The sequence below is a fragment of the Psychrobacter sp. JCM 18902 genome (genome assembly GCF_904846615.1).
Taxonomy (GTDB): Bacteria; Pseudomonadota; Gammaproteobacteria; order Pseudomonadales; family Moraxellaceae; genus Psychrobacter.
On the sequence record NZ_CAJHBK010000001.1, the window covers coordinates 1,809,741 to 1,834,390 of the forward strand.

Consider the following 24,650-nt stretch of genomic DNA (forward strand, 5'->3'; position numbering starts at 1 on the left):
AACAATAACCCCGTCCATTTGTTTTAAAAGAGAGTTTTATGGAACCATCTAATATCGATACCAGCCCGTTATTTGCATCTGTCACACTTGGACCATATACGTTAAAAAACCGTATTGTCATGCCACCGTTGACACGCTCTCGCAGCACGCAACCGGACAATATTCCTAATGAATTAATGGCAAGCTACTATGCCCAGCGCGCCTCTGCAGGTTTTATGGTCACTGAAGGCACGCAAATTGAGCCGAGGGGTCAAGGTTATGCGTGGACGCCAGGCATACATTCGCATGCCCAAATCGAAGGCTGGAAAAAGGTCACTCAAGCGGTACACGCAGCAGGTGGTATCATTTTCGCTCAGCTTTGGCATGTGGGTCGCGTGTCTCATACCAGCTTACAACCACAAGGCGCTCAGCCAATTGCACCATCAGCTATCACTGCTGACAATGTAAAAGTATTTATAGAAACAGCACCAGGTGCAGGCGCGTTAGCCGATCCTAGTGAGCCACGCGCACTCAGTACTGATGAAGTTAGTGAACTGGTCGCTATGTATGCGGCAGCCGCACGCAATGCATTGGAGGCAGGTTTTGATGGCGTCGAGCTGCATTGTGCCAATGGCTATTTGGTGAATCAGTTCATCTCTGAGCATAGCAACACACGTGATGATCAATATGGCGGTTCATTGACCAATCGCTTGCGTTTCTTAAAAGAAATCGTGGCTGCCGTTAGTGAAGTGGTTAGTGCTGATCGCTTAGGCGTACGTTTCGCACCGCTGTTTGCTAGCACAGATGAGACTCGCGTGTATTTAGGGCTAGTGGAATCAGATCCACATCATACGTATATTGAAGCGATTAAAGTACTTGAACAAGCGGGTATCGCTTATTTATCTATTGCAGAAGCTGACTGGGACAATGCCCCTGATTTACCAGAGACTTTTTATCAGGCCGTCAGAGCTGAGTTTTCAGGACGTATTATCTATGCGGGTAAATACACGACGGAAAAATCGGTGCATATGCTAGCTAAAGGTTATGGCGATTTATTTGCTTTTGGGCGTCCTTTTATTGCTAATCCCGATTTACCTGAGCGCATCGCCAATCATTGGCCACTCAATGAGGCAGAGCCTACCACGATGTATGGTGGCACCGAAATTGGCTATAATGATTATCCTTACTATCAAAACTCTTAATACAATAAGGCCATTCGTGGCCTTATTTTTTTGCTTATAAATAGGATATTTTTAATAGCAGATTCATATATATAGCCCTTATGATTCATCCGACTGATCAAACAACTTTTCGATAGGCTTGCTGTGTATCTTTGAGCTATTGAACAGCGATTTATTACCAGTATCCGCTTCTGTCCAAAAATTAATATTAAATTGGGCATCATCACTTAATTCTACGCGGTGCCAATATTGAGGCGGACTGACAGCGAACTGCCCTGCTTTAATAACAATGGTTTTTTCAGGTTCAGTAGCGGCTTCATCAGCAAAGCCATAAAAGGTTACCGTGCCTTGCATGACACAAATTTGGCCGTATACGCCCTCTGCTGTATTGTGATGAGTCAACAAGGCTTTTGGGACTTTATCTTTAGTAAAAAAGTGGGTCGAACGCTTTATTTTCCAATGGCTGGGTATGATGGGGTTTGAGGCGACAGTATGACTCATGGTAACTCCTTGGCTAATTTGATGGGTGTATCCCAATCCTGTTTATTAACAGCTTACTTGTGAATAAAATTCTATTAATAAACGAGAAAAGCACGCACAGTAATGGTTCTTATTACTATAGCGCATCATATTTTTAAATGTATTGCTATCCTCATATAATCTTAGTTAACCATCAATATATAGGATATTAAAGCCACTTTTTAATCCCCATTAAGTAGTATGTGAAATGACATTCATACTGCTTTCGCCTAATGGTTAGCGAGCTTACTTATTGCTACATTAACTCCATCTAAACTATCCAGTTCGACGGTGGAGAATACTTGTCATGCATGCAAAAGAGCTACTTGAGGTTGAACGCCGTGATATAAGAGCGCTCCACTATACGTGGATTGCTTTTTTTCTGACCTTTTATGTCTGGTTCAATATGGCGCCACTAGCCACTTCTATGCTAGAGGCCGAAAGCTACTTAACTTCTGAACATATCAAATTATTTCTCATTGCCAACGTTGCTTTGACCATTCCAGGGCGAGTGGTAGTCGGCATGGCATTGGATCGCTTCGGTCCGCGTCGCGTGTTTTCCATACTGATGGTCGTCATGGCGATACCGACATGGTTCTTCGCGTTTGGTGATTCCGCGATGCAGCTGTTCGTCGCTCGCCTATTTATGTCTATCGTGGGCGCAGGGTTCGTCGTTGGCATTCACATGACTGCCCTTTGGTTTAAGCCAAAAGACATTGGCTTTGCCGAAGGATTTTATGCCGGCTGGGGTAATTTTGGTTCAGCTGCCGCAGCGATTACCATTCCCACGGTTGCGCTACAGTTCTTTGGTGGTGATGACGGTTGGCGCTGGGCAATTGCATTATCTGGCTTACTGATGGCCGCTTACGGGGTAGCCTATTGGTTTTTAATCACCGATGGTCCTACACAAGATACCCATAAAAAAGCACGTAAGGCGGGTGCTTTAGAGGTATCGAGTTGGAGAGATTTATTATTATATTGCCTATTTATTATTCCTTTATATGGCGTATTGGGTGTATTGGTTTATCGTACCAAAAACATGGGATTCCTGAGCGAAACGGGCGCTTGGGGGTTTTATACTCTCATCGCTGTGGTGGTTATTTATCAAATTTATAAAGCCATCAGTGTCAATGTACCCATGCTCAAAGCGGGTATCCCTGAGGATGACAAATACCCCTTTACCTCTGTTGCCGCCCTAAATGTCACCTACTTTGCTAACTTTGGCGCAGAGCTGGCGGTCGTCTCTATGCTACCGATGTTCTTTGCCGCAACGTGGAAGCTCGACCCTACCGTCGCAGGCTTAGTCGCATCGACCTTTGCTTTTGTTAACTTATGGGCGCGACCACTTGGCGGCTATATCTCTGACAAGGTCGGCAATCGTCGCTTGGTGATGTTGGTATACATGTTCGGTATCGGTATCGGTTTTGGATTGATGGGATTGCTGAATGCAGAGTGGCCATTGTTTATCGCGGTCGTCTTTACGATTCTATGCTCAGTCTTTGTGCAAGGGGCAGAAGGTGCAACTTTTGGTATTATCCCCTCAATTAAGCGGCGCTTAACGGGTCAAATTTCTGGTATGGCGGGGGCTTATGGCAACGTGGGCGCTGTGTTCTACCTATTTATATTTACCTTGGTCGAACCAAATCAGTTCTTTTTTATCATTGCGATAGGTGCATTTATCGCTTGGGTACTTTGTTTCTTCTGGTTGAAAGAGCCTGAAGATGCCTTTGGTGACGAATACAAGATGTCCTCGGTCGATCGTCAAATTGCCGCTGAAGAAGGCTAATTTGATTACCTTATAAAATAAAAAAGCCACCCAGCATCACTGCTGGGTGGCTTTTTTTTGACTGATATAGAGAGCTACCCAGACATGTAATAGGGGTTATCCAGATGACCCATGATTTTTTATAAAAAGTAGATATTTCAAAAAGTAATATTTTCAAAAAACAACCACTTCGATAAATAACCATTTTTACAAACGACTACTTTGATAAATGATTCACGGTCCACACCGCCGCCTCTACCCGTGTGCGTAGTCCAGTTTTGTTCAAAATATGCTTAACATGCACTTTTACTGTGGATTCTGCGATATCCAGTTTGTTGGCGATCATTTTATTACTTAAGCCTTCAGCAATCATTTGAATCACTTGCAACTCTCTAGTGGTGAGATTGCCAGCGATATCTTCAATGCTTGGTGTACGTAATGTTTGCGCCAATATTGAGGCCAAATTGGGACTGATAACCAGCTCACCGCGCAACACTTTTCTAATATCGACGATGATTAACTCAGGCTCCATGTCTTTTAGCAAATAACCATCCACCCCTAATTTCAACGCTTCTTGCACGTCTTCTCCGCTGTCAGAAACTGTAAATAGCAAGGTAGCCACGTCAATATTTCTGGCTTTGATTTCTCTTAAGGTTTCAATACCAGTCAACACTGGCATTTTATGATCTAGAATGACCAGATCGACCGGATTGTTTGCCAAAAAATCCAACGCTTCTTGTCCGTTATTCGCCTCACCAACGACCGTTACATCACTTTCGAGACTGAGCAGTTCTGCGACACCGCGGCGCAGCATAGGATGGTCATCGACCAATAGTAGCCGAGCCGGAGAAGCAGACGTATAAACCTTAGTAGTCATAAAATACTCACAAATTGAAAAATGGTACAAAAAATACAATGCAGTGGTTAAGAGCGTTTACTAAGCCTATTCACTTAGTTTTGCTCAGCCATATAATCCGTAAAGAAACTGGGTACAAACCTGACGATGACACTGGTACCTGCGGGTACATTATTAGAGATAATCAAATCACCGCCTAATTTATAGGCACGCTCTTTCATAATCATTAAACCATGATGCTGGGTCTGATTGACAGTCCCTGATATGCCAACGCCGTCATCATTGACCATCATCGCTACATAATTACTTTCATCATCATAAACCAAATCGATAGTGACGCAGTTAGCATGAGCATGGCGACTGATATTCGACAGCGCCTCCCTTATAATTTGAATGAGATGCACTTGTTCGGTTGCCGTTAGATTCAAGGATAGAATTTGATTGTTGACCTTTATGTCAAACTGCCCTTTTACAGCAAACTCATCAGCCGCCTCATACAAAGCTTCATCAAAATTGCCGCTATCAATCGTCAAGCGAAAAGTCGTCAATAAGTCTCGCAGCTCATGATAAGCAGAATTCAGACCCATTTTTATTTGACTGATATGCTGCCCAACCTTGATTTGACTTTGCGCATCAAATACCACCAGCCCACTGTCTTTATCAGTAGACAGTTGCAGATGTTTTTCGAGCACGCTGACTTGTATTTTTAGATAAGACAATGACTGTGCTAAAGAGTCATGCAACTCCCTAGCAATGGTCGAGCGCTCTTCAAGTAGAATAAGCTGATGGTCTTGCTGCCTTTGTCTGCGTAGCGATAAGGCAGTGCTGACGAGATTGGTCAGCACAACGATCAATTCATTGTTTTTAGCAATCAAATAACTACTATCTACCTCTACTACCTTGATACGTGTTGAATCTTCCTCGCTTTTTTTCTTATCTTCTGCATAAGCTTTATTGGTCATTAAGACAGATTTCGGTCTTACCTTTAGCTCACCAAACTCTATATCTTGATGAATAATCGGAAACGTTTTGGTATAAACGTCTTCTTTAATAGAGCAGCTGTCACAAGTGAGTTTGGTACATAGCTCCTTCATCCTATCATCGTGCAGGGCTATAGAGTTTTTATTGGTTAGAATATTGCTTTGAATACACAGCGTAAAATCTAAATATGGGAATATACACCCAAAGCCAGTAATCAATTCATCAAGCCGATGTAAGCTCACAGGACTACTGGTCAATTGCTTTGAGAAATCATAAAACAATGATAAGGCTTGGTTGGCTTTTACCAGATGCTGAGTCTTTGTCTGTACCTCACTCTCAAGTGAGCGCTGATACCTCTCAATGGTACTGGCCATACCGTTAAAAGAATTGCCAAGCGCTTCAAATTCTCTATAACCGCTGATAGACACTCTCGTATCATATTTGCCTTCTTTAAACGCCCGATTGGCTTTAATGAGTTGTTGAATAGGCGTTAGCACTGAGTTCTGTAATCTCCGTACGCCTATCAGCATGATAATCATGCTCAGTATCAGTGAGAGTATTTGTAGGTTTTGCTGCCATGTCTGACGCTGCTCATTTCGATCCTGTAACGCGCCAACAAAACGATTAACATCGTCAATATACTTGGTTGAATCACTATAAAAACCTTGCTTGTCTTGTGCCAACAATGCTGGTTTTAAATCACGAAACCATTGTGATTTTATCTGGCTCCATTGATCACTGATGACCTTATCTCTGTTGGCACTGGTCAGTTGATACGCTTGTAATTTGTTGAGACGACTCTCCATGTCTTCAACCAGTATGTCTATTTTTTCAGACTCACTTTTATTGGAGAAATCCAGTCTGTCTTGCTTTTCTACCTGCGGCGTATTGTCACTAGCTAAGCCATCTTGTTTGATATTTAGGCTTGAGCTAAAGGGATGGTTATCCGCAAAGTCAGTCGCGAGCTGAAAGCTAATGCGATACGTTGCCATGCGTATCGAGCCTGCGGTATTAATCGCCTCAGCATCAGACTTTGCTACCCAAGCGAGCGCACCACTGCCTATTGCTGACATCAAAAACAAAGTAGCAATGATCGTAATAGCAATCCAAGTATGAAGGAACAAAGACTGCCGTCGTAGATTAGACATGATTAATAGCGCTCCCATCAAACACTTTCTGCACAAAAGATTTGATATCTTAAAATTGAACGTCGCAAAGGCAAAAAATACACAGCATAAAAAATACTACAGCATACTTATCCGTCCATCGACAAGCAAAACCTTAGTGATAAACCTGCCCGTAATATACCCCTTTTAGTCATCAGTATACCACTATGTATGAATACTCTTCATCGGGATAACACAGTACCGTGAGTTATCATTTTTTGAAAGAGCAAGTAATTCATAGCGCTCATAAGCCAATACGGCGGCTCTTTGTTATCAACATTAACAAGAGTAAGCGCTACGGTTTATTGTAAGTTTAGACAGCCATTTGATGATAAAAAATACTGAATATAACTAGGCATAGCTGATACTAAGTGAGGAATAACATGGGCAATAATTACAACTTCAAAGGTGGTAAGCTCATCACTGACTGGCGACCTGAAGTAGAAGAGTTTTGGGAAGGAGGCGGCAAAAAAGTCGCTCGTAGAAATTTATGGATATCCATTCCATCGTTGCTATTGGCATTTGCAGTATGGATGGTATGGAGTGCCGTCATCGTCCGTCTGCCAGAGATTGGTTTTGATTTTGATGATGGACAGTTGTTTTGGCTCGCAGCGTTACCCGGACTATCAGGTGCAACGCTGCGAATTTTTTATTCTTTTATGGTGCCTATCTTTGGTGGGCGACGTTGGACAGCGATATCTACCTTATCCCTGTTAATTCCAGCATTATGGATGGGCTTTGCGGTTCAGAACCCTGATACCCCATTTATGATATTTGCCATCATTGCCCTACTTTGTGGCTTCGGTGGTGGTAACTTTGCCTCCTCCATGTCCAATATCTCGTTCTTCTTTCCAAAAGCAGAACAGGGCACTGCTCTTGGGCTAAACGCGGGTTTGGGTAACCTTGGCGTGTCGGTGATGCAATTCGTTGTACCGATGATTATATTGGTAGCAGCCTTTGGTAGCTTAGGCGGCGACCCACAAGTCTCTGCAAGCGGTCAGCTGTTTTATCTACAAAATGCAGGCTTTATTTGGGTACCCTTTATTCTGCTATTTTCAGCACTGGCATGGTTTGGCATGAACGATATTGCCACTGCTAAAGCTTCCTTTAAAGACCAATCCGTCATCTTTAAACGCAAACATAACTGGATCATGTGTATCCTTTATATGGCAACCTTTGGCTCGTTCATTGGTTTTTCAGCCGCGTTTCCGATGCTGATTAAAAACTCATTTCCTGCCATTGATGCGCTTAAGTTTGCCTTCTTGGGTCCTTTAGTTGGTGCGCTATTTCGCCCTTTAGGTGGCTGGATATCTGATAAAACCAGTGGCGCAAAAGTGACTTTTTGGAACTATATCGTGATGGTATTGGCGGTAGTGGCGGTGATGTATTTCCTGCCTAGCGAGACTCATGAGGGCAGCTTTGTCGGATACTTCATCTCCTTTATGGTGCTGTTTATTACCACAGGTATCGGTAATGGCTCTACCTTTACCATGATTCCCGTTATCTTCAGAACCTTTCATGAACGCCTTGAACCTCAAAAAGCAGGTACAGAGGACTTGTTTGTCGAGATACGTAAAGAATCAGCAGCAGTGGTTGGCTTCACGTCAGCGATAGCGGCCTATGGCGCATTCTTTGTCCCAAAAATGTTTGGTTCAGGACTGGGTGTTGATGGTACTTTTATCGCTTTAATTGTCTTTTATGTTCTCTGTATTGTGTTGACATGGTGGTATTACAGTCGCCCTAATGCTGAGATTCCTTGCTAAAGCAGCCTTGTATAAATCATTCTTTGGAAACAGATTTTCAAATTAAAAACATCTCTCTTTATAGTGCTACTTGCCAGCGTAAGTAGCACTTTTTTTATTTTCACCAATTCATGTTTTGCTTGTAAATAAGCCCGACTTATAAATACTTAATGATTTTTTAAGAAAATTTTATCATTTACTGCTACTACTAAGGTGGTAGTGCTCTGCTCATGTTAGCGGATAGCAAGAGGGCGATGGCTTACTTAAAATAATACCATCGAAAAACATTTACAGCTTGGGCAAAGGGTTGTTTTTACCACGCCATTCAGCTTTAGATACCCCATAGGCAATAATACAGAGGATAGCGAAATGAGCCATTTACTCGACCAATTCCGTTTTTTTAAACGTAAAAAGGGCGAATTCTCCGATGGGCATGGTGAGACGCGCGATGAGTCTCGTGACTGGGAAAATGTGTACCGTAGCCGTTGGCAGTATGACAAAGTCGTGCGTTCAACGCATGGGGTCAACTGTACTGGCTCTTGCTCATGGAAAATTTACGTAAAAAATGGCTTGGTGACGTGGGAAACGCAGCAAACTGACTATCCTGAAACCCGTCCAGATTTACCAAACCACGAACCGCGTGGCTGTCCTCGTGGCGCAAGTTATAGCTGGTACATGTATTCAGCGAACCGTGTGAAATATCCTAAAGTACGTAAGCCGCTTCTAAAATTATGGCGTGAAGCCAAAGCGCAGTATCCTGATCCAGTCGATGCGTGGGGCAGCATTGTCCAAGACCCTATCAAAGCAGAACAGTATAAATCCAAGCGCGGTTTGGGCGGTTTTATTCGCTCAACGTGGGCGGAAGTTAATGAAATTATCGCCGCTAGTAACGTCTATACCGCCAAAACTTTTGGTCCTGACCGTATCGTTGGTTTCTCTCCGATTCCTGCGATGTCGATGGTCAGTTACGCGGCAGGTAGTCGCTATTTATCACTTATCGGCGGTGTTTGCTTGTCATTCTATGACTGGTATTGTGACCTGCCACCAGCCTCGCCAATGGTTTGGGGTGAGCAAACCGACGTGCCAGAATCAGCTGATTGGTACAACTCTGATTATATTATTGCGTGGGGTTCAAACGTTCCGCAAACGCGTACACCAGACGCGCATTTCTTTACCGAAGTTCGTTATAAAGGCACTAAGACAGTCTCCATCACCCCTGATTATGCTGAGGTTTCTAAGTTAACTGACTTATGGCTAAACCCAAAACAAGGTACTGATGCGGCTGTTGCGCAAGCATTCTGTCATGTCATTATCAAAGAGTTTTATCTTAAGCAGCCAAGTGACTATTTCTTAGATTACGCCAAACGCTATACCGATTTACCAGTACTTGTGATGCTAGAAGGTGAAGAAGGCGCACGCCATGCGGGTCGCTATCTACGCGCTTCTGACTTAATCGATAATTTAGGTCAAGAAAACAATCCTGAATGGAAAACCATCGGTCTAAACAGTGATGGTGAACTGGTCTCTCCACTCGGCTCGATTGGCTATCGTTGGGGCGAAAAAGGCAAATGGAACCTTGAGCAAAAAAATGGTACGACAGGCGCAGAGATTGACCTAACATTGACTTTAAAAGACAGCAATGAGACCTGCAAAGTCGGCTTTGATTACTTTGGTCATGTGGATCATCCACATTTCACCTCCGTACCGGGCGAAGCGATACAGCAAAAAACCGTTCCTTGTAAAACCATTACCCTTGCCGATGGCAGCACCGCTATCGTTGCGACCGTCTTTGATCTAACCGTTGCCAACCTTGGCGTGGATAATGGTGTTGGCGGCGAGCATGTCACCGATGACTATAACGATGCCACCGTACCGGGCACGCCTGCTTGGCAAGAAGTCATCACTGGTTTGAGCCGTGAGCGCGTCATTCAAGTCGCGCGTGAATTCGCTGAAAACGCCCATAAGACTCATGGTAAATCGATGATTATCATCGGCGCGGGTATGAACCACTGGTATCACCTCGATATGAACTATCGCGGCGTGATTAACATGCTGATGCTTTGCGGTTGTATCGGTAAATCTGGCGGCGGCTGGGCGCATTATGTTGGGCAAGAAAAACTGCGCCCTCAAACGGGCTGGCTGCCATTAGCCTTTGCGCTTGATTGGCATCGTCCGCCACGTCATATGAACGGCACGAGCTTCTTCTACAATCACAGCTCACAGTGGCGTCACGAAACCATTTCTGCCCATGAAATCCTCTCGCCTCTCGTCGATAAAAAGTTCTTCCCTGAGCATATGCTTGATTACAACATTCAAGCAGAACGCGCAGGCTGGTTGCCTTCAGCACCACAACTCAACCGTAACCCACTGACCATCGCTGCCAAAGCCAAAGAAAGTGGCAAAGGTGTGGAAGAATATGTGGTCGATTCTCTCGAAGATGGCAGCTTACGCTTTGCTTGTGAATCACCTGATAACCCAGCCAACTTCCCTCGCAACATGTTTATCTGGCGCTCAAACCTATTGGGCTCGTCCGGTAAAGGTCATGAATATATGCTGCATTATTTCTTGGGCACCAAAAACGGCTTGCTCAATAAAGAAAATGCAGAAGGTCACCTGCAACCAAAAGAAGTCGATTGGGTAGAAAAAGGACCGACTGGTAAATTAGACTTGGTTGTCACCCTGGATTTCCGCATGTCTTCCACCTGTTTGTATTCTGACATCGTACTACCGACTGCAACTTGGTACGAAAAAGATGACATGAATACCTCAGACATGCATCCATTCATTCACCCATTAACCGCCGCGACTGACCCTGCGTGGGAATCTAAGACCGATTGGGAAATTTATAAAGGCATTGCCAAGAGCTTCTCTGAAGTCTCAAAAGGTCATTTAGGTGTTGAAACTGACGTTGTCACTTTGCCGATGCAACATGACACCCCAGGTGAGTTGGCACAACCATTTGGTGGCACTGACTGGAAAACAGCGGGCGAAAAACCTGTACCGGGTAAAAACTGCCCAATGATTAAAGTGGTTGAGCGTGACTATCCGAGCACTTATAAAAAGTTCACTTCTATGGGTCCTGCCTTAGAAAAACTGGGCAATGGCTCGAAAGGCTTGAATTGGGACATGAAAACCGAGGTCAAACAGCTGGGGGATTTAAACCACCGCGTGACTGAAACGGGTATCTCTGAAGGCAGACCACGTCTCGATACAGCCATTAATGCTTCTGAGATGATTTTGATGCTCGCGCCTGAGACCAATGGTCATGTCGCCGTAAAAGGATGGAGCGCGCTCTCTGAATTTACTGGTCGCGACCATACTCATCTTGCCAAATCTAGCGAGCACGAAAAAATCCGCTTTAAAGATATCGTTGCGCAGCCGCGTAAAATCATCTCAAGCCCGACATGGTCAGGTATTGAGTCGGATCAGGTCAGTTATAACGCCGGCTATACCAACGTCCATGAGCTGATTCCATGGCGTACGATTACTGGTCGCCAGCAGTTTTATCAAGACCATCCTTGGATGCAGGCGTTTGGTGAGCAAATGCAGCAGTATCGTCCACCTATCGATACCAAGACCACTGAGCTGCTCAAAGACGCCAAACCAAATGGCAATAAAGAGATTGTACTGAACTTCTTAACACCGCACCAAAAATGGGGCATCCACAGTACCTACTCTGAAAACTTGCTGATGCTGACCCTAAGTCGCGGTGGACCTTGTGTCTGGATGTCAGAAGTCGATGCACGAAAAGCTGGCATCGTCGATAACGACTGGATTGAGCTGTTCAATGCCAATGGGGCTATCACTGCCCGTGCCATCGTCAGCCAACGCGTTAAAGAAGGCATGACCATGATGTATCACGCCCAAGAAAAACTGGTCAACATTCCAGGCTCTGAGCAAACAGGCACGCGTGGCGGTATCCATAACTCGGTCACTCGGACGATTTTGAAGCCGACACATATGATTGGTAGCTATGCCCAGCAGTCTTATGGCTTTAATTATTATGGCACCGTTGGTTGTAACCGTGATGAATTTGTCGTGATTCGTAAAATGTCAAAAATCGACTGGCTAGAAGATAAGCCAGATAACGAATTGCCACGTCCATTACCAACCAGCATTGAAGGGTAAAGCTGTTTCTTCTATCGAAAAGATATCCTGATTTCAGGATATCTATGAAGAACATAAAGCTGCTTTTTTACTATTATTTGGAGCACAGATCCATGAAAATTCGTTCGCAAGTCGGCATGGTGCTTAACCTTGATAAATGTATCGGTTGTCACACCTGCTCAGTCACCTGTAAAAACGTCTGGACCAGCCGTGAAGGTATGGAGTATGCGTGGTTTAACAACGTTGAATCAAAACCCGGTATCGGCTACCCCAAAGAGTGGGAAAACCAAACCAAATGGAAAGGCGGTTGGATACGCAATGCCAATGGCACTATCAATCCGCGTATCGGCGGTAAGTTCAGAGTACTCACCAATATCTTTGCTAACCCTGACCTGCCAGAGATTGATGACTATTACGAGCCATTTGATTTCGATTATCAGCATCTACATACCGCCCCTATCAGCAACCATCAACCTATCGCCCGCCCGCGCTCAGCCATCACTGGCAAGCGTATGCAAAAGATTGAATGGGGTCCTAACTGGGAAGAAATCCTCGGCTCAGAGTTTGAAAAACGTCGCAAAGATAAGAACTTTGACAACATTCAAGCGGAGATTTATGGCGAGTACGAAAACACCTTTATGATGTATTTGCCACGTCTGTGCGAGCATTGCTTGAATCCAACTTGCGTGGCGTCATGCCCAAGTGGCGCGATTTATAAGCGTGAAGAAGACGGCATTGTCTTGATTGACCAAGAAAAATGTCGCGGCTGGCGCATGTGTATCTCAGGCTGCCCGTATAAAAAGATTTACTACAACTGGAAGTCGGGGAAATCTGAAAAATGCATCTTCTGTTATCCCCGTATTGAAGCCGGCTTGCCGACCGTTTGTTCAGAAACCTGTGTTGGTCGTATCCGCTACTTGGGCGTACTGCTTTATGACGCGGACAAAATCGCTGAAGCAGCAAGCACACCTAACGAGCAAGACCTTTATCAAGCACAGTTAGACGTATTTTTAGATCCAAATGACCCTGCTGTTATCGCCCAAGCATTAAAAGACGGTGTACCGCAATCGGTCATTGATTCAGCCCAGCGCTCACCAGTTTATAAGCTGGCGATGGATTGGAAGCTTGCGCTACCACTACATCCTGAATACCGCACGCTGCCGATGGTTTGGTATGTACCGCCATTATCACCGATTCAAAATGCTGCTGAAGCAGGCAAAGTCGGTATGGATGGTTTGATTCCAGATGTCGACAGCTTACGTATTCCACTGCGCTATTTAGCAAACATGCTTACCGCAGGCGATGAAGAGCCAGTTCGTCTAGCATTGAAGCGCCTACTTGCTATGCGTAGCTACAAGCGTATGCAATTGGTTGAAAAACAAGAAGTCCAAAGTATTTTGGATGATGTGGGTTTGACCAAGCTGCAAGTGGAAGAGATGTACCGCTACTTGGCTATCGCCAACTACGAAGATCGCTTTGTAATTCCAACGGCGCATCGTGAAGAAGCATTGAGTGATGCATTCGCTGAGCGTAATGGTTGCGGATTCACCTTTGGCGAAGGCTGTTCAGGACATTCGGACAATAGCATGTTTGGACAACGCAAAACCAATCGCCGCGATTTCATCGATACTGTCCAAAAGTGGGAGTCATAAGATGCAAACTACTCAACTTAATAACAGCACTTCAGTGCATGAGCCAATTACCCAACCAACCATCGGCAACTCGGATTTAAAGCTACTCAAGGTACTCAGCCTACTTATCGATTATCCAAGTAATGAGCTGTTTCTCGGTGATACGCTTGCCGATTGCACAGAGATTGTCGCCAAATCAACACTGATTAGCCCAGAAGTACGGACACAAATCATCGACTTGATTGAAGATTTAATCGATACCGGCTCTCTTGAGGCGCAAGCGCGTTATGACGGTCTGTTTGAGCGCGGGCGTTCTTTATCACTATGGTTATTTGAGCACGTACATGGCGAATCGCGCGATCGTGGTCAAGCGATGGTCGATTTGATGGGTCAGTATCAGGAGGCTGGCTTTGAGATTAGCGTCAAAGAGCTGCCTGATTATCTGCCTTTGTATCTTGAGTTTTTAGCGTATCAAGCAACCATTATCGAAGACGACATTCAAATTCGTATGGATATCGCTGATGTTAGCCATATTCTCGCTTTGCTTGCCGCCAGATTAGAGGATCGCGGTAGCCTGTATAAAGGCTGCTTTAATGCGCTATTGCAAATCGCTGGTAAACCGCTCGATATCGTTGAAGAGTACCAAGAAAAAATCAGTAAAGAAAAGCGTGATGACAGCTTTGAGGCATTAGATAAAGAATGGGAAGAAGAAGTAGTGACGTTTTTGGATGCGCAACAAGAAGAGCGCTGCCCGTCACAGACAAGTACCCAAAATCTTGCAGCAAAAGCTGGTATAAAAAATGCCTCTGCTACAAATGCGGTCGATGCTCCAGTGCACTGGGTAGATTTTAAAACCAACCAGCCGGTTAAATCATAATAAGGAGAAAGGACATGAATATCGCAGATCCTAGTGTGCAGTCTTTAGCCAACCTAAACTGGCTACAAATTTTCCTTTTTGGCGTTTATCCGTATGTGGCATTGACCATCGCTATTATTGGTACTTGGGTACGTTTTGATTTATCTCAGTATTCATGGAAGACAGGCTCGACGCAAATGCTCAGAAGCAAAAACATGCGCCTTGCCAGCAACTTATTCCACGTTGGCATTATCGTGGTGCTCCTCGGTCATTTATTTGGCATGTTGACACCGCATTTTCTTTATGACAGATTTATCAGCGCCGGACATAAGCAGATCTTAGCGGTGGTCGTTGGGGGTATCGCAGGGGTGTTTTGTTGGTTCGGTTTGGTCATGCTTATGTGGCGACGCTTTACCGATGACCGTATCTCAAACACCTCATCGTTCTCAGACAAGCTGGTACTGGTGCTGTTATTTATCCAACTGAACTTAGGTCTGCTGTCCATCTTTACGTCAGTGAAACATTTAGATGGCTATACCATGATGAATTTGGCAGGCTGGGCACAGGACATCACAATCTTAAGACCTTTGCAGGCAGCGGCGCGCATTGAGCAAACTGACTTAATTTATCAGCTGCATATGGCGCTCGGCATCACCCTGATTGCGATATTTCCGTTTACACGGCTTATTCATATCATTAGCGCGCCAATTTGGTATTTCGGGCGTCGCTATCAAATTGTCAGACAAAAGAACTCTCAGTAAGGCTATAGAGCCGTATCTAAATGGAATGGCATTTTTAACCCTATCCTCACCTAGATACTGCTCTTGACCCTACCTTTAACGATGAATCAACACGCCCTATATTTTAGAATTTCTATTACCAGAATCCTTAGTGGAGCAAAGCCATGACTGTCAGTACCTACAATCCAGCCGACCATGCGACCAACCAAAACGCTCATGTGCACAGTGGTAATCATCACAGCCATGATAATGACAGTCACAGTCACAGTCACAGTCACAGTCACAGTCATGCCGATCACACCTCTACTGGTCGCGGTGATGATATTCTTAGAGTAATGCCAACCTTGTCTGATTTGCAAAAACCGCATTCTGACCAAGAGTTCATCGAAAAAGCAATGGCAGAAGAGCGCAGTAACCATAAAAACCTGATTGCCTCTAGCCGTGATGAGCTGCCTTCAGTGACGGTCAATGGGGTGATGATAGATAGAACCAATATCGCTCAAGAGCTGCAATATCATCCAGCAGAAAATAAAGAAGACGCGGTATTTTTAGCGACACAAGCGTTGGTTGTGCGCGAATTACTGAGATTGGCGGTTTTAGATGAGCCAAGCCTTGGTGAAGCGGCATGGGAAAACGACGAAGAGCAAGCTATCTCTACTTTAATAGACAAAAACGTTCAAGCAACGATGCCAGATATGGCAACTTGTGAGCGCTATTATAAGCAGAATATGACTGACTTTAAGACTGACCCCATCATGACTGTACGCCATATTTTATTGGCATGCCCGCCTGAAGATGGTGATGAGCGCCTAAAGCTCAAAAAGACCGCTTACGAGCTTATCGAACAAATCAAAAATAACACCAATCCTGATGCCGAGTTTATCCAGTTAGCACGCCAGCATTCTGCTTGCCCTTCAAAAGAGCAAGGTGGCGAACTGGGTGTGATTAGCAAAGGTCAAACCGTACCAGAATTTGAAGGTGTATTATTTAAGCTCGATAAAGGACTTGCGCCAAGCCCTATCGAAAGCCGTTACGGTTTTCATATCGTTGAGGTGCTCAATAAAGAACCTGGGATACAGATGACTTATGAGCAAGTCAGTCCTGCAATCCATAATAAATTGAGCCAACAAGCCTTTCACCAATCATTATGCGATTACTTGTTTACCTTAGCGCATGAAGCTGATATCCAAGGTATCGAGATGACGCTTGAGCAAGAGAATATATTCCGCGGCTAATCAGTCCGCTGTCGGTCACTTAATTCTTATGTTATAAAGTAGCTGCTATGGTATAAAGGTTCTTGTGATACAACACCCTTTTTATGCTATGTGTCGTTCAATATCAATAACACAGTTCAATATTAATAAAATGAGTAGACGTTTATGATTACGGTTGCAGGACTTATCTCTGAAATACAGCAGCGTATAGAAACTTATAATACTAACGACTATCCGCTGACCAAAAGACAAGTCGCAAGCTACGACTTATTAGACAGCCGTCATCATATATTGGCAGAAGATATTGTCTCGCCTTTTGCTATACCAAGACAAAATCTATCGGCGATGGATGGTTATGCGATCGCTAAAGACAGCCTACTCTCAGCAGACAGCACGATTGATATCGTGGGTGAATCACAAGCAGGCAGTCCTTATAGTGGCGACATTTCAGCAGGACAAGGGGTGCGTATCTTTACCGGTGCGGTCGTTCCTGATAGCTGTGATACGGTCATTATGCAAGAAAACACCAACTTTACCGCCATAAAAGACAGCATTGACAAATCACAGCCCTATGCCGTTACTCTCAGTCAAGACGCTAAGCATGATGACAATATCCGTAAACAAGGCGAAGAGATTGAAGCTGGCGAAGCGGTTTTGTTAAAGGGTAAACGCCTAAATCCTGCTGATATTAGCTTACTGGCTAATTTGGGCTTTGGTCAAGTGACGGTATATCAGCCTTTAATCGTTGGTGTACTCGCAACAGGTGATGAGCTAGTGGCGATTGGCAATGAGCTTACCAGTTTGGCGCAAATCTATAACTCGAACACGCCTACCCTAAAAAGCTTACTCGCTGATTTGCCGGTGACTATTCGTGATTATGGCATTATCCCAGATGACCTAAATAAAACCACCGCCGCCGTAACCCAAGCCATGCAAGAGTGTGACGTCCTTATCTCTACCGCTGGGGTATCGGTTGGCGACTATGATTTTTTAACCACGGTTATTGAGCAGCTTGGGCAGATTAACCACTATAAAGTCGCGATGAAACCCGGTAAGCCGTTTGTCTTTGGCGAGCTGACTAAAGATCTTGCCAAGCCCGTGCTATATTTTGGCTTACCCGGCAATCCGTTATCAACCATCGTTGGTAGCCTACAATTTGTGATCCCAGCCTTGTGGCAAATGGCAGGCGCTGCGCCACAAGAGCGACCTATGCAGTTAAGTCTCACTGCAACGCTTAAAAATGATATTAAAAAATCAGCGGGACGGATGGATTTTCAAAGAGGCATATTGTCCCAAAACGAACTTGACGATTTCCAAGTTGAAAGCTTTACCAAGCAACAATCGCACCGTATCAAACAACTAAGCCACGCCAATTGCTTTATTGTCTTGGCACAAGATTCTGGCAATGTAGCCGCTGGTGAAACCGTAAAAGTGCAGCCTTTCCCTTGGTTGCATTACTAAATAATCGCTAAACAACAGCTAAATAATTGAATCATTAATAACGGTATAGCTAAAAAGCTGCATGGCTAATCAAGGGTATAAAGCGTTACACAGTTAATCATTCTTTATACTGTTGATTAGCCATGAATCATGAGAAACTGCTTGGGGCGTATGTTGATTTTAAAAATCACAACCAAGTAGCATCTACTACTTTAGTGGTAGTTTTTGGGTCACTTACGGTGAATGGTTATTTGTGTGTAAACTGTCATAATCGTGTTTAAATAGAACTTCCCACTCACAACCTGAGGCAACGCCTAAAAGTACACACTATACTTAATATTAATGGTAATCATCTATGAACCATCTTGCCCCTACCCTAGGTAATGCGCAATTGTATTCGCCTGCCGCTGCACCCGTTATTTTTGATGGTGACTCATCATCGAACGTTGCGACAAAAGCTGCTAGCACGTCGACGTATTTTCCGGTCACGCTCTCTCAACCATTAACCGATGGTTTCGCACGACGTCTCACCTATTTGCGTCTATCGATTACCGATTTCTGTAATTTTCGCTGTGAGTATTGCCTGCCAGATGGCTATCAAGGCAAACCCCCACAAAACGAGCTTAGCGTCACTGAAATTGCCACGTTAATCCGCGGCTTTGCCGAAGTTGGTACTAAAAAAGTCAGGATTACAGGCGGTGAACCCTCTATACGCCGTGATGTGGTCGATATTATTAAAACCATCAAAAACACTGAAGGCATTGAAACCGTTGCCATGACCAGTAATGGGTATAAGCTTGGTAAGCACTTAGCCAGCTGGCAAGCCGCTGGGCTGAATCAGCTGAATATCAGTATGGACAGCTTTGATGCCGCGACCTTCCATAAAATGACTGGCTTTGATATGTTGCCGCAGCTCTTGGCTGACATGGATACTTTGCTTGCGACCACAGATATTAAGCTAAAAATAAACAGTATTTTAATGGCTGAGACTGCCTTTGAAAATTTGATGAATGCCATCGAATACATCAAAGATAGAGCGGTCACTTATCGCTTTATTGAATTTATGCAGACCAGTGATAATAGCGATTTATTTTTTGCGCAGCATGCACAGTCCGATATTATTACCAATTACTTATTAAAAAATGGCTGGCAAACTCATATACGTGGCAGCAACGATGGTCCAGCAATAGAATACAGCCATCCTGATTATCAGGGGCGTATTGGCATGATTGCCCCTTACGCTGCTCATTTTTGTGATAGCTGCAATCGCTTACGGGTCAGTAGTCAAGGCAAGGTTCATTTGTGCTTGTTTGACCAAGGTAATTACGATATTCGTCAGCATCTAGCACACGATGATGTCACAGGACTCGTTAATACCCTGCACAGCTTCATGCCGATTAAACCTGAGCATCATCATCTTCACGAATCAAACAGCGGCATGATGAATAATTTGTCGATGATTGGTGGATAAAATCAATAATGTATCAATAATAAAAACTTTTATTTCCATAACAAGCGTATTTATTAAGGATTATTCATGAGTAAGCTGCAAGCCCCATTTACCCCGCTTAATATCGCCATCTTAACGGTTTCTGATAGTCGTACTCTTGCAGAAGATACCTCAGGGCAATATTTAGTTGACCAACTGACCGCAGCAGGGCATCAACTTGCCGATCGTCAGTTGATTATTGATGATATTTACAAAATCAGAGCCGTCATCAGCGGTTGGATTGCCGACCCAAATGTGCACGCTATTATCACCACTGGCGGTACTGGCTTTTATATCCGCGACAGTATGCCAGAAGCGGTCGGCGTATTATTTGATAAATCGGTTGATGGTTTTGGTGAGATGTTCCGCTTAATCTCAAAAGACGATATCGGCATGTCTACCATCCAATCTCGCGCTGTGGCTGGTATGGCAAACGGTACAGGCATTTTTTGCTTACCCGGCTCATCAGGCGCTTGCCGCACTGCTTGGGAAGGTATCTTACAAGAGCAGCTCGATAGCCGCACACGCCCCTGTAATTTTGTGCCGCACTTTATGCGCACCAACCCAGGTCATGATTAATTGATGGTTGAAGTTGCGGATAGCTTAATAAAAATAGATAAATGCAATCGCTTAGCAGGTATCGTAATTTTGGCGGGCGGTGCGTCCAAACGTATGGGAACGCCAAAAGCTGAGTTGATACTCCCGACAGGCGAGTGTTTGCTTGATTATCATGTTAGACAAGCGCTTGAATTGAGTGCTGCATTGACAAGCAACTTATCTATTATGATTGCGGATAATGGGCATGGTTTTAGCATCACTCCAAATTTGATTAAGAGTTCGAAGTCATCAATTTTTCATATTAGGGATTATCTATCTGTTAACAGTCTTTCTAACAAGATTCTGTCAAACAATGATGATAAGCCGATTGAAACAGGTGGCGCGTTGATAGCGATTGAGTCAGCGTTGCAATCATTAAAGAGTTTGGCAAGTTCAAACCAATTAACGACAGGCACAAGCCCACATATATCTTGGTTAATGGTTATCAGCTGTGACAGCTTAATTCCTGTCACTGATTTATGGCAAAAACTGCAACCTTATATTACGCAAGCTGATGGTAAATCTGTCATTTGCCTAACCGATAAACATCACTTATACCCACTGTTAGGTATATACCGTTTGAGTATTGAGCCTGATTTAAAGGATTATATTGACGATGGACAGCGGCAAGTGATGAAGTTTATTAAGCCGCTTGTGCAGCCCGTCCCTTTCGCAAGAGATTGGCAGTATTTGACCAATTTTAATACGCCTAAAGATTTTGAGCATGCCTGTTTAGCTTTAAATGACTTATAAACTAAACGACTTATAAAAAGGTTTATTGAGAGAAACTAGCTTTCAGAAAAACTGACCATTTAAGAGAAATGAAAATGAATAGCGACCAAGTAAACAACAATAATAAAAACAATCAATCCGGCTTATCGCATTTAGATAGCGACGGTGATATCACCATGGTCGATGTGAGTGGCAAAACGGCTAGCATCAGAGAAGCTTGTGCTCTCGGACAAGTGGTTTTTCCCGCGGACATTTATAAGCAAATCAAAGCCGCTGACGGCATGACCAAAAAAGGCAGCATCACTCAGACTGCTCATATCGCTGGCATCATGGCAGCCAAACGCACCCATGACCTGATTCCACTTTGCCATCCTCTGCCCTTAGATAAAATCAGCTTAAGCTTTGCATACGATGATGACCAAAACAGTATCACTGTGACCGCTACTGTGAAAGTCACCCATAAAACTGGGGTAGAAATGGAAGCATTAACCGCTGTCAGTGTCGCTTGCTTGACCATTTATGACATGACCAAAGCCATCTCGCATGACATTGTGATTGATAATATTCATTTAATGAAAAAAACCGGCGGTAAGTCCGACTATCAACATACCTGAAAGTAATTTGAAAACTATAAAGTTAAGCAGTTCATAAATAAGGGAGATTGCTATGAGCACTTTAATAGAAAGCAATACAAATTCTAAGCTAGACACCACGATGAATATTAACGTCTTATATTTCGCTAGCTTAGCCGATGAAGCCAATTGTCACGAAGAAAAAATCACTGTGCCTCAGTCGACTTCATTGACCGAACTGTACGAACAACTACGCCAAAAACATCGCTTCAGTCGTCCGCAGTCGGAGCTACGCGTGGCAGTCAATGATTACTTTGCTAAGTGGACAGATGAGATTTATGAGGGTGATAGTGTGGTTTTTATCACCCCAGTGGCTGGTGGTTAAAACCATTTAAATATCATTTGTATCACTAAGAATCTTAAAAACAATAAGAGAAAATGGTTATGACAGACAATGTACACGGTCAATCGATGAGCATTAAACGTACCATTGATGAGGCATACCTCATCGCTGAACGTGATGGTTTTGCGCTGTTAGATACCGATATTAATGAAAGTCGGCTTAAAAGCATACTTGATAATGACAGCTGCGGCGCGTTTGTCTGCTTTGAAGGACGGGTACGCAATCACAATAATGCCAGTAGCGTCAATCGTTTGACCTATTATGGTTATGAAGACCTTGCCATCAATCAAGGTCGCGCCATTATTGAAGAAGCCAAAAAGCGCTTTGAGATTACCCATGCCATTGCCATCCATCGTATCGGTGCATTAGAGATTGGTGATGTCGCTATTTGGGTTGGCGTGGTTTCCGCCCATCGCTATCCTGCCTTTGATGCTTGTCGCTGGATATTAGATACTATTAAAGCCGACATTCCAGTTTGGAAGCAAGAATATTACCAAGATGATTCCTCTAAATGGCTTAGTAATAATGGGTAAGAATGCGCTTCAAATGACTACTCAAAGCGCTAGCCAACCTTTAGCAATAACAGTGAGCGACACTGGCGAGCAATAATAAGAAGGTTTTATAATAATGATTAAAATAATAACAATATCATCAGCTTGCTTAGCGTTAACGCTAAGCGCTTGTAGCAAAGAGCAAACCGCTGAGCTTGTTCAATCAGATACCGACAACGCCACTGAGCAAAGTCAAACACTGCGCATCGCAGCGGCTGCCAACTTATCAGATGTATTGCCTGAAATTATTGCTGCTTATCAAGCGGATAAAACCCCGCCTGCACAAGCAATTGACGTGACTTATGCCTCTTCAGGTAAGTTATATGCGCAGATTACCTCTGGCGCACCTTATGATATATTTTTATCCGCCAATCAAGAATTCCCTGCCAAACTTGCCAAAGAAAAACTAGATAACGCAAAATCTGCTGACGAAGCAACCCACGAGCCCTTTACTTATACCCAAGGTCAGCTGGCACTTTATAGTGTTAACAAATCCCTTAAAGGACTCAATACTACTACTTTAAATGCATTATTGATGTCGGAGTCTGATAGCAAAATCACCATTGCCAATCCAGAACTTGCCCCTTATGGCAAGTCGGCACAAGCCTATCTACAAACACAAAAAATCTTTGACACTCTCACTGAGCAAAGTCGCATTATTCAAGCTGAAAATATCGGGCAAGCGTTTCAATATGCGCACACTGGCAATGTCGATTATGGCTTTGTCGCTCAATCACAACTGACAGCGATTAAAGCCACGCCTGAGCAGTTCTATACGTTAGCACCAGACGCTTATCCCCCTATTTTGCAAGACGGGTTGGTGATTAGTGACACTACTGCCGCGACCGATTTTTCAAACTATCTGCGCTCGCCTGCTGGACAACAGTATTTTTCTGACGCAGGATATCTCGCTATAGAGTAAGGCAACTTTGATAAAAAATGCGCTCTAGCGGTTCTCATCGGAGCGTTTGATACTGTCTGGACTGGCATCATAAATAGCCTCTAATTCTTCTGTTGTCAGATAGCGCTCAACGATAGGAAACAATTCTCGTTCTTCAAAACGAATATGATCGTATAGCAAGGTGGCGAGTTTTTTGACTTGTCCAACGGTGACGTGATTGCTTTGAGAGTGCGGCAAATCTTGAACCTCTGCCATGAGTGCATGCAGGGACTTGTGCTGCGCATCAAGTGTATTCAGTACCGATGCCACCTCAGGTTTGGAGCTGCGATGAGGCTGTAAGGCATGAGCAATTAGATTGTCTTCAATCTGAAAATGCTGTTGCATCTCGTTAATATAAGACGTGATATTTAGCCAATGCTCGGCAATTGCGTTAGGTTCATCAGCACACTCTTTAGCATGGCGAGATAGATTTAGACCTAGATGATGTTGACGAGATAATGGTTGTAATTGTGCGGCGCGTTTCATGATTAAGTACCTCAGTTAATCGACATAAAGCTCTATATCAGTGGCATTTAAGGATTGTTATCTATGCTTAACTATATACTCATACTACACTTGTTAGGCGCTACTGTCTGGACAGGTGGTCATCTGATTTTGACCTTGGTGGTCTTACCAAAAGCGCTATCATCCCGAAATATTGATGGTCTGATGCAGTTTGAGCAGCTGTTTGAAAGGGTTGGAATGCCAGCTTTGGTGCTGCAAATAATCACTGGACTTTGGATGGCCTACCAGCTATTACCCAACATTGCTGCATGGTTTAAACTTGATAATGATTTTAGTATTCTTATTAGTCTCAAATTACTATTATTGCTAATGACTGTTCTGGTTGCCCTGCACGCTCGTTTCTATCGAATACCCAGATTGTCTATTCACACCCTGAAAGGATTTTCAATCAATATCATATTGGTCACTTTGTTTTCTGTCGCCTTTGTTGTCGTTGGCACGCTCTTTCGCACAGGTTTAAATTAGGATGTGTCATCGTTTAGGTTATTAGGGTCTGTTGAACATTCGACCACGGCACTGACAGTGACTATTTTTTAGTCGATTTTAGATTAAAAATATCTAGTTTAGTCGTTCTAAGAGGATGTTTTTAATGACGAAGCGGCAAAAAAGAGTCTTGTCTCTTTGAGCTGATGTTAAAATCGCTTCATACTGTGTTGCAAGTCTA

At 43.9% G+C, this 24,650-nt stretch carries 21 protein-coding genes; 17 read left to right on the forward strand and 4 right to left on the reverse strand.

From position 1 onward, the window contains the following. The first annotated feature begins 53 nt into the window (after window positions 1-53). Window positions 54-1,181: an alkene reductase gene (locus JMY05_RS07360; protein ID WP_265089061.1), complete on the forward strand. Its 1,128-nt coding sequence runs from the start codon at window positions 54-56 to the stop codon at window positions 1,179-1,181. A 78-nt stretch (window positions 1,182-1,259) separates the two neighbouring features. Here JMY05_RS07360 and JMY05_RS07365 read toward each other — a convergent pair whose 3' ends face one another. After that, the gene (locus JMY05_RS07365; protein WP_198329297.1) at window positions 1,260-1,661 is read right to left on the reverse strand and encodes a DUF1971 domain-containing protein; all 402 of its coding nucleotides are present in this window, start codon (window positions 1,659-1,661) and stop codon (window positions 1,260-1,262) included. Between the two features lie 325 nt (window positions 1,662-1,986). Between JMY05_RS07365 and JMY05_RS07370 the strand changes: the two genes are divergently transcribed. Then, window positions 1,987-3,465: an MFS transporter gene (locus JMY05_RS07370; protein WP_045455078.1), complete on the forward strand. Its 1,479-nt coding sequence runs from the start codon at window positions 1,987-1,989 to the stop codon at window positions 3,463-3,465. A 196-nt stretch (window positions 3,466-3,661) separates the two neighbouring features. Here JMY05_RS07370 and narL read toward each other — a convergent pair whose 3' ends face one another. Together narL and JMY05_RS07380 are read right to left on the reverse strand one after the other, a co-directional pair. Further along, a complete protein-coding gene (narL, locus tag JMY05_RS07375; RefSeq protein ID WP_045447151.1) occupies window positions 3,662-4,321 on the reverse strand; it encodes a two-component system response regulator NarL in 660 nt (219 codons plus the stop codon). Window positions 4,322-4,395: 74 nt separating this feature from the next. Then, window positions 4,396-6,429 carry a histidine kinase gene (locus JMY05_RS07380; RefSeq protein ID WP_227678131.1) on the reverse strand — a complete coding sequence of 678 codons (2,034 nt, stop codon included), beginning with the start codon at window positions 6,427-6,429 and terminating at the stop codon, window positions 4,396-4,398. A gap of 401 nt (window positions 6,430-6,830) precedes the next feature. Between JMY05_RS07380 and JMY05_RS07385 the strand changes: the two genes are divergently transcribed. The 14 genes from JMY05_RS07385 (at window position 6,831) to modA (ending at window position 23,443) form a co-directional block, all read left to right on the forward strand. Then, window positions 6,831-8,210 (forward strand): NarK family nitrate/nitrite MFS transporter, encoded by a 1,380-nt coding sequence (locus tag JMY05_RS07385; RefSeq protein WP_055125085.1) that lies wholly within the window; start codon window positions 6,831-6,833, stop codon window positions 8,208-8,210. Window positions 8,211-8,558: 348 nt separating this feature from the next. Then, window positions 8,559-12,317 (forward strand): nitrate reductase subunit alpha, encoded by a 3,759-nt coding sequence (locus JMY05_RS07390; protein WP_201614677.1) that lies wholly within the window; start codon window positions 8,559-8,561, stop codon window positions 12,315-12,317. A gap of 92 nt (window positions 12,318-12,409) precedes the next feature. After that, window positions 12,410-13,948, forward strand: a complete 1,539-nt coding sequence (gene narH / locus JMY05_RS07395; RefSeq protein ID WP_201614678.1) for a nitrate reductase subunit beta — start codon at window positions 12,410-12,412, stop codon at window positions 13,946-13,948. Window position 13,949: 1 nt separating this feature from the next. After that, entirely contained in the window at window positions 13,950-14,804 is an 855-nt protein-coding gene (gene narJ / locus JMY05_RS07400) for a nitrate reductase molybdenum cofactor assembly chaperone (RefSeq protein ID WP_201614680.1), read from the forward strand. Between the two features lie 14 nt (window positions 14,805-14,818). Then, window positions 14,819-15,544, forward strand: coding sequence for a respiratory nitrate reductase subunit gamma (gene narI, locus JMY05_RS07405; RefSeq protein ID WP_045447153.1), 726 nt, complete (start codon window positions 14,819-14,821; stop codon window positions 15,542-15,544). A gap of 314 nt (window positions 15,545-15,858) precedes the next feature. Beyond that, window positions 15,859-16,758, forward strand: a complete 900-nt coding sequence (locus JMY05_RS07410) for a peptidylprolyl isomerase (RefSeq protein ID WP_413786582.1) — start codon at window positions 15,859-15,861, stop codon at window positions 16,756-16,758. A gap of 144 nt (window positions 16,759-16,902) precedes the next feature. Next, the gene (gene glp / locus JMY05_RS07415; RefSeq protein ID WP_201614684.1) at window positions 16,903-18,198 is read left to right on the forward strand and encodes a gephyrin-like molybdotransferase Glp; all 1,296 of its coding nucleotides are present in this window, start codon (window positions 16,903-16,905) and stop codon (window positions 18,196-18,198) included. A gap of 334 nt (window positions 18,199-18,532) precedes the next feature. Next, window positions 18,533-19,648, forward strand: a complete 1,116-nt coding sequence (moaA, locus tag JMY05_RS07420; RefSeq protein ID WP_201614686.1) for a GTP 3',8-cyclase MoaA — start codon at window positions 18,533-18,535, stop codon at window positions 19,646-19,648. Window positions 19,649-19,714: 66 nt separating this feature from the next. Next, window positions 19,715-20,245 carry a molybdenum cofactor biosynthesis protein B gene (moaB, locus tag JMY05_RS07425; RefSeq protein WP_045447155.1) on the forward strand — a complete coding sequence of 177 codons (531 nt, stop codon included), beginning with the start codon at window positions 19,715-19,717 and terminating at the stop codon, window positions 20,243-20,245. A 3-nt stretch (window positions 20,246-20,248) separates the two neighbouring features. Beyond that, window positions 20,249-21,016 carry a molybdenum cofactor guanylyltransferase gene (locus JMY05_RS07430; protein ID WP_045447157.1) on the forward strand — a complete coding sequence of 256 codons (768 nt, stop codon included), beginning with the start codon at window positions 20,249-20,251 and terminating at the stop codon, window positions 21,014-21,016. A 74-nt stretch (window positions 21,017-21,090) separates the two neighbouring features. Then, window positions 21,091-21,609 carry a cyclic pyranopterin monophosphate synthase MoaC gene (gene moaC / locus JMY05_RS07435; protein WP_201614688.1) on the forward strand — a complete coding sequence of 173 codons (519 nt, stop codon included), beginning with the start codon at window positions 21,091-21,093 and terminating at the stop codon, window positions 21,607-21,609. Between the two features lie 52 nt (window positions 21,610-21,661). Next, window positions 21,662-21,952, forward strand: a complete 291-nt coding sequence (locus JMY05_RS07440) for a MoaD/ThiS family protein (protein ID WP_045447159.1) — start codon at window positions 21,662-21,664, stop codon at window positions 21,950-21,952. Between the two features lie 59 nt (window positions 21,953-22,011). Then, window positions 22,012-22,503 carry a molybdenum cofactor biosynthesis protein MoaE gene (locus tag JMY05_RS07445; RefSeq protein WP_201614690.1) on the forward strand — a complete coding sequence of 164 codons (492 nt, stop codon included), beginning with the start codon at window positions 22,012-22,014 and terminating at the stop codon, window positions 22,501-22,503. A 94-nt stretch (window positions 22,504-22,597) separates the two neighbouring features. Further along, window positions 22,598-23,443 (forward strand): molybdate ABC transporter substrate-binding protein, encoded by an 846-nt coding sequence (gene modA / locus JMY05_RS07450; RefSeq protein WP_201614692.1) that lies wholly within the window; start codon window positions 22,598-22,600, stop codon window positions 23,441-23,443. A gap of 24 nt (window positions 23,444-23,467) precedes the next feature. Here the strand turns inward: modA and JMY05_RS07455 are convergent, their stop codons facing one another. Further along, complete coding sequence (locus tag JMY05_RS07455; protein ID WP_045447161.1) at window positions 23,468-23,947, reverse strand: hemerythrin domain-containing protein; 480 nt, start codon at window positions 23,945-23,947, stop codon at window positions 23,468-23,470. 63 nt (window positions 23,948-24,010) lie between these two features. Between JMY05_RS07455 and JMY05_RS07460 the strand changes: the two genes are divergently transcribed. Next, the gene (locus JMY05_RS07460; protein WP_045447163.1) at window positions 24,011-24,451 is read left to right on the forward strand and encodes a CopD family protein; all 441 of its coding nucleotides are present in this window, start codon (window positions 24,011-24,013) and stop codon (window positions 24,449-24,451) included. Window positions 24,452-24,650: the final 199 nt, after the last annotated feature.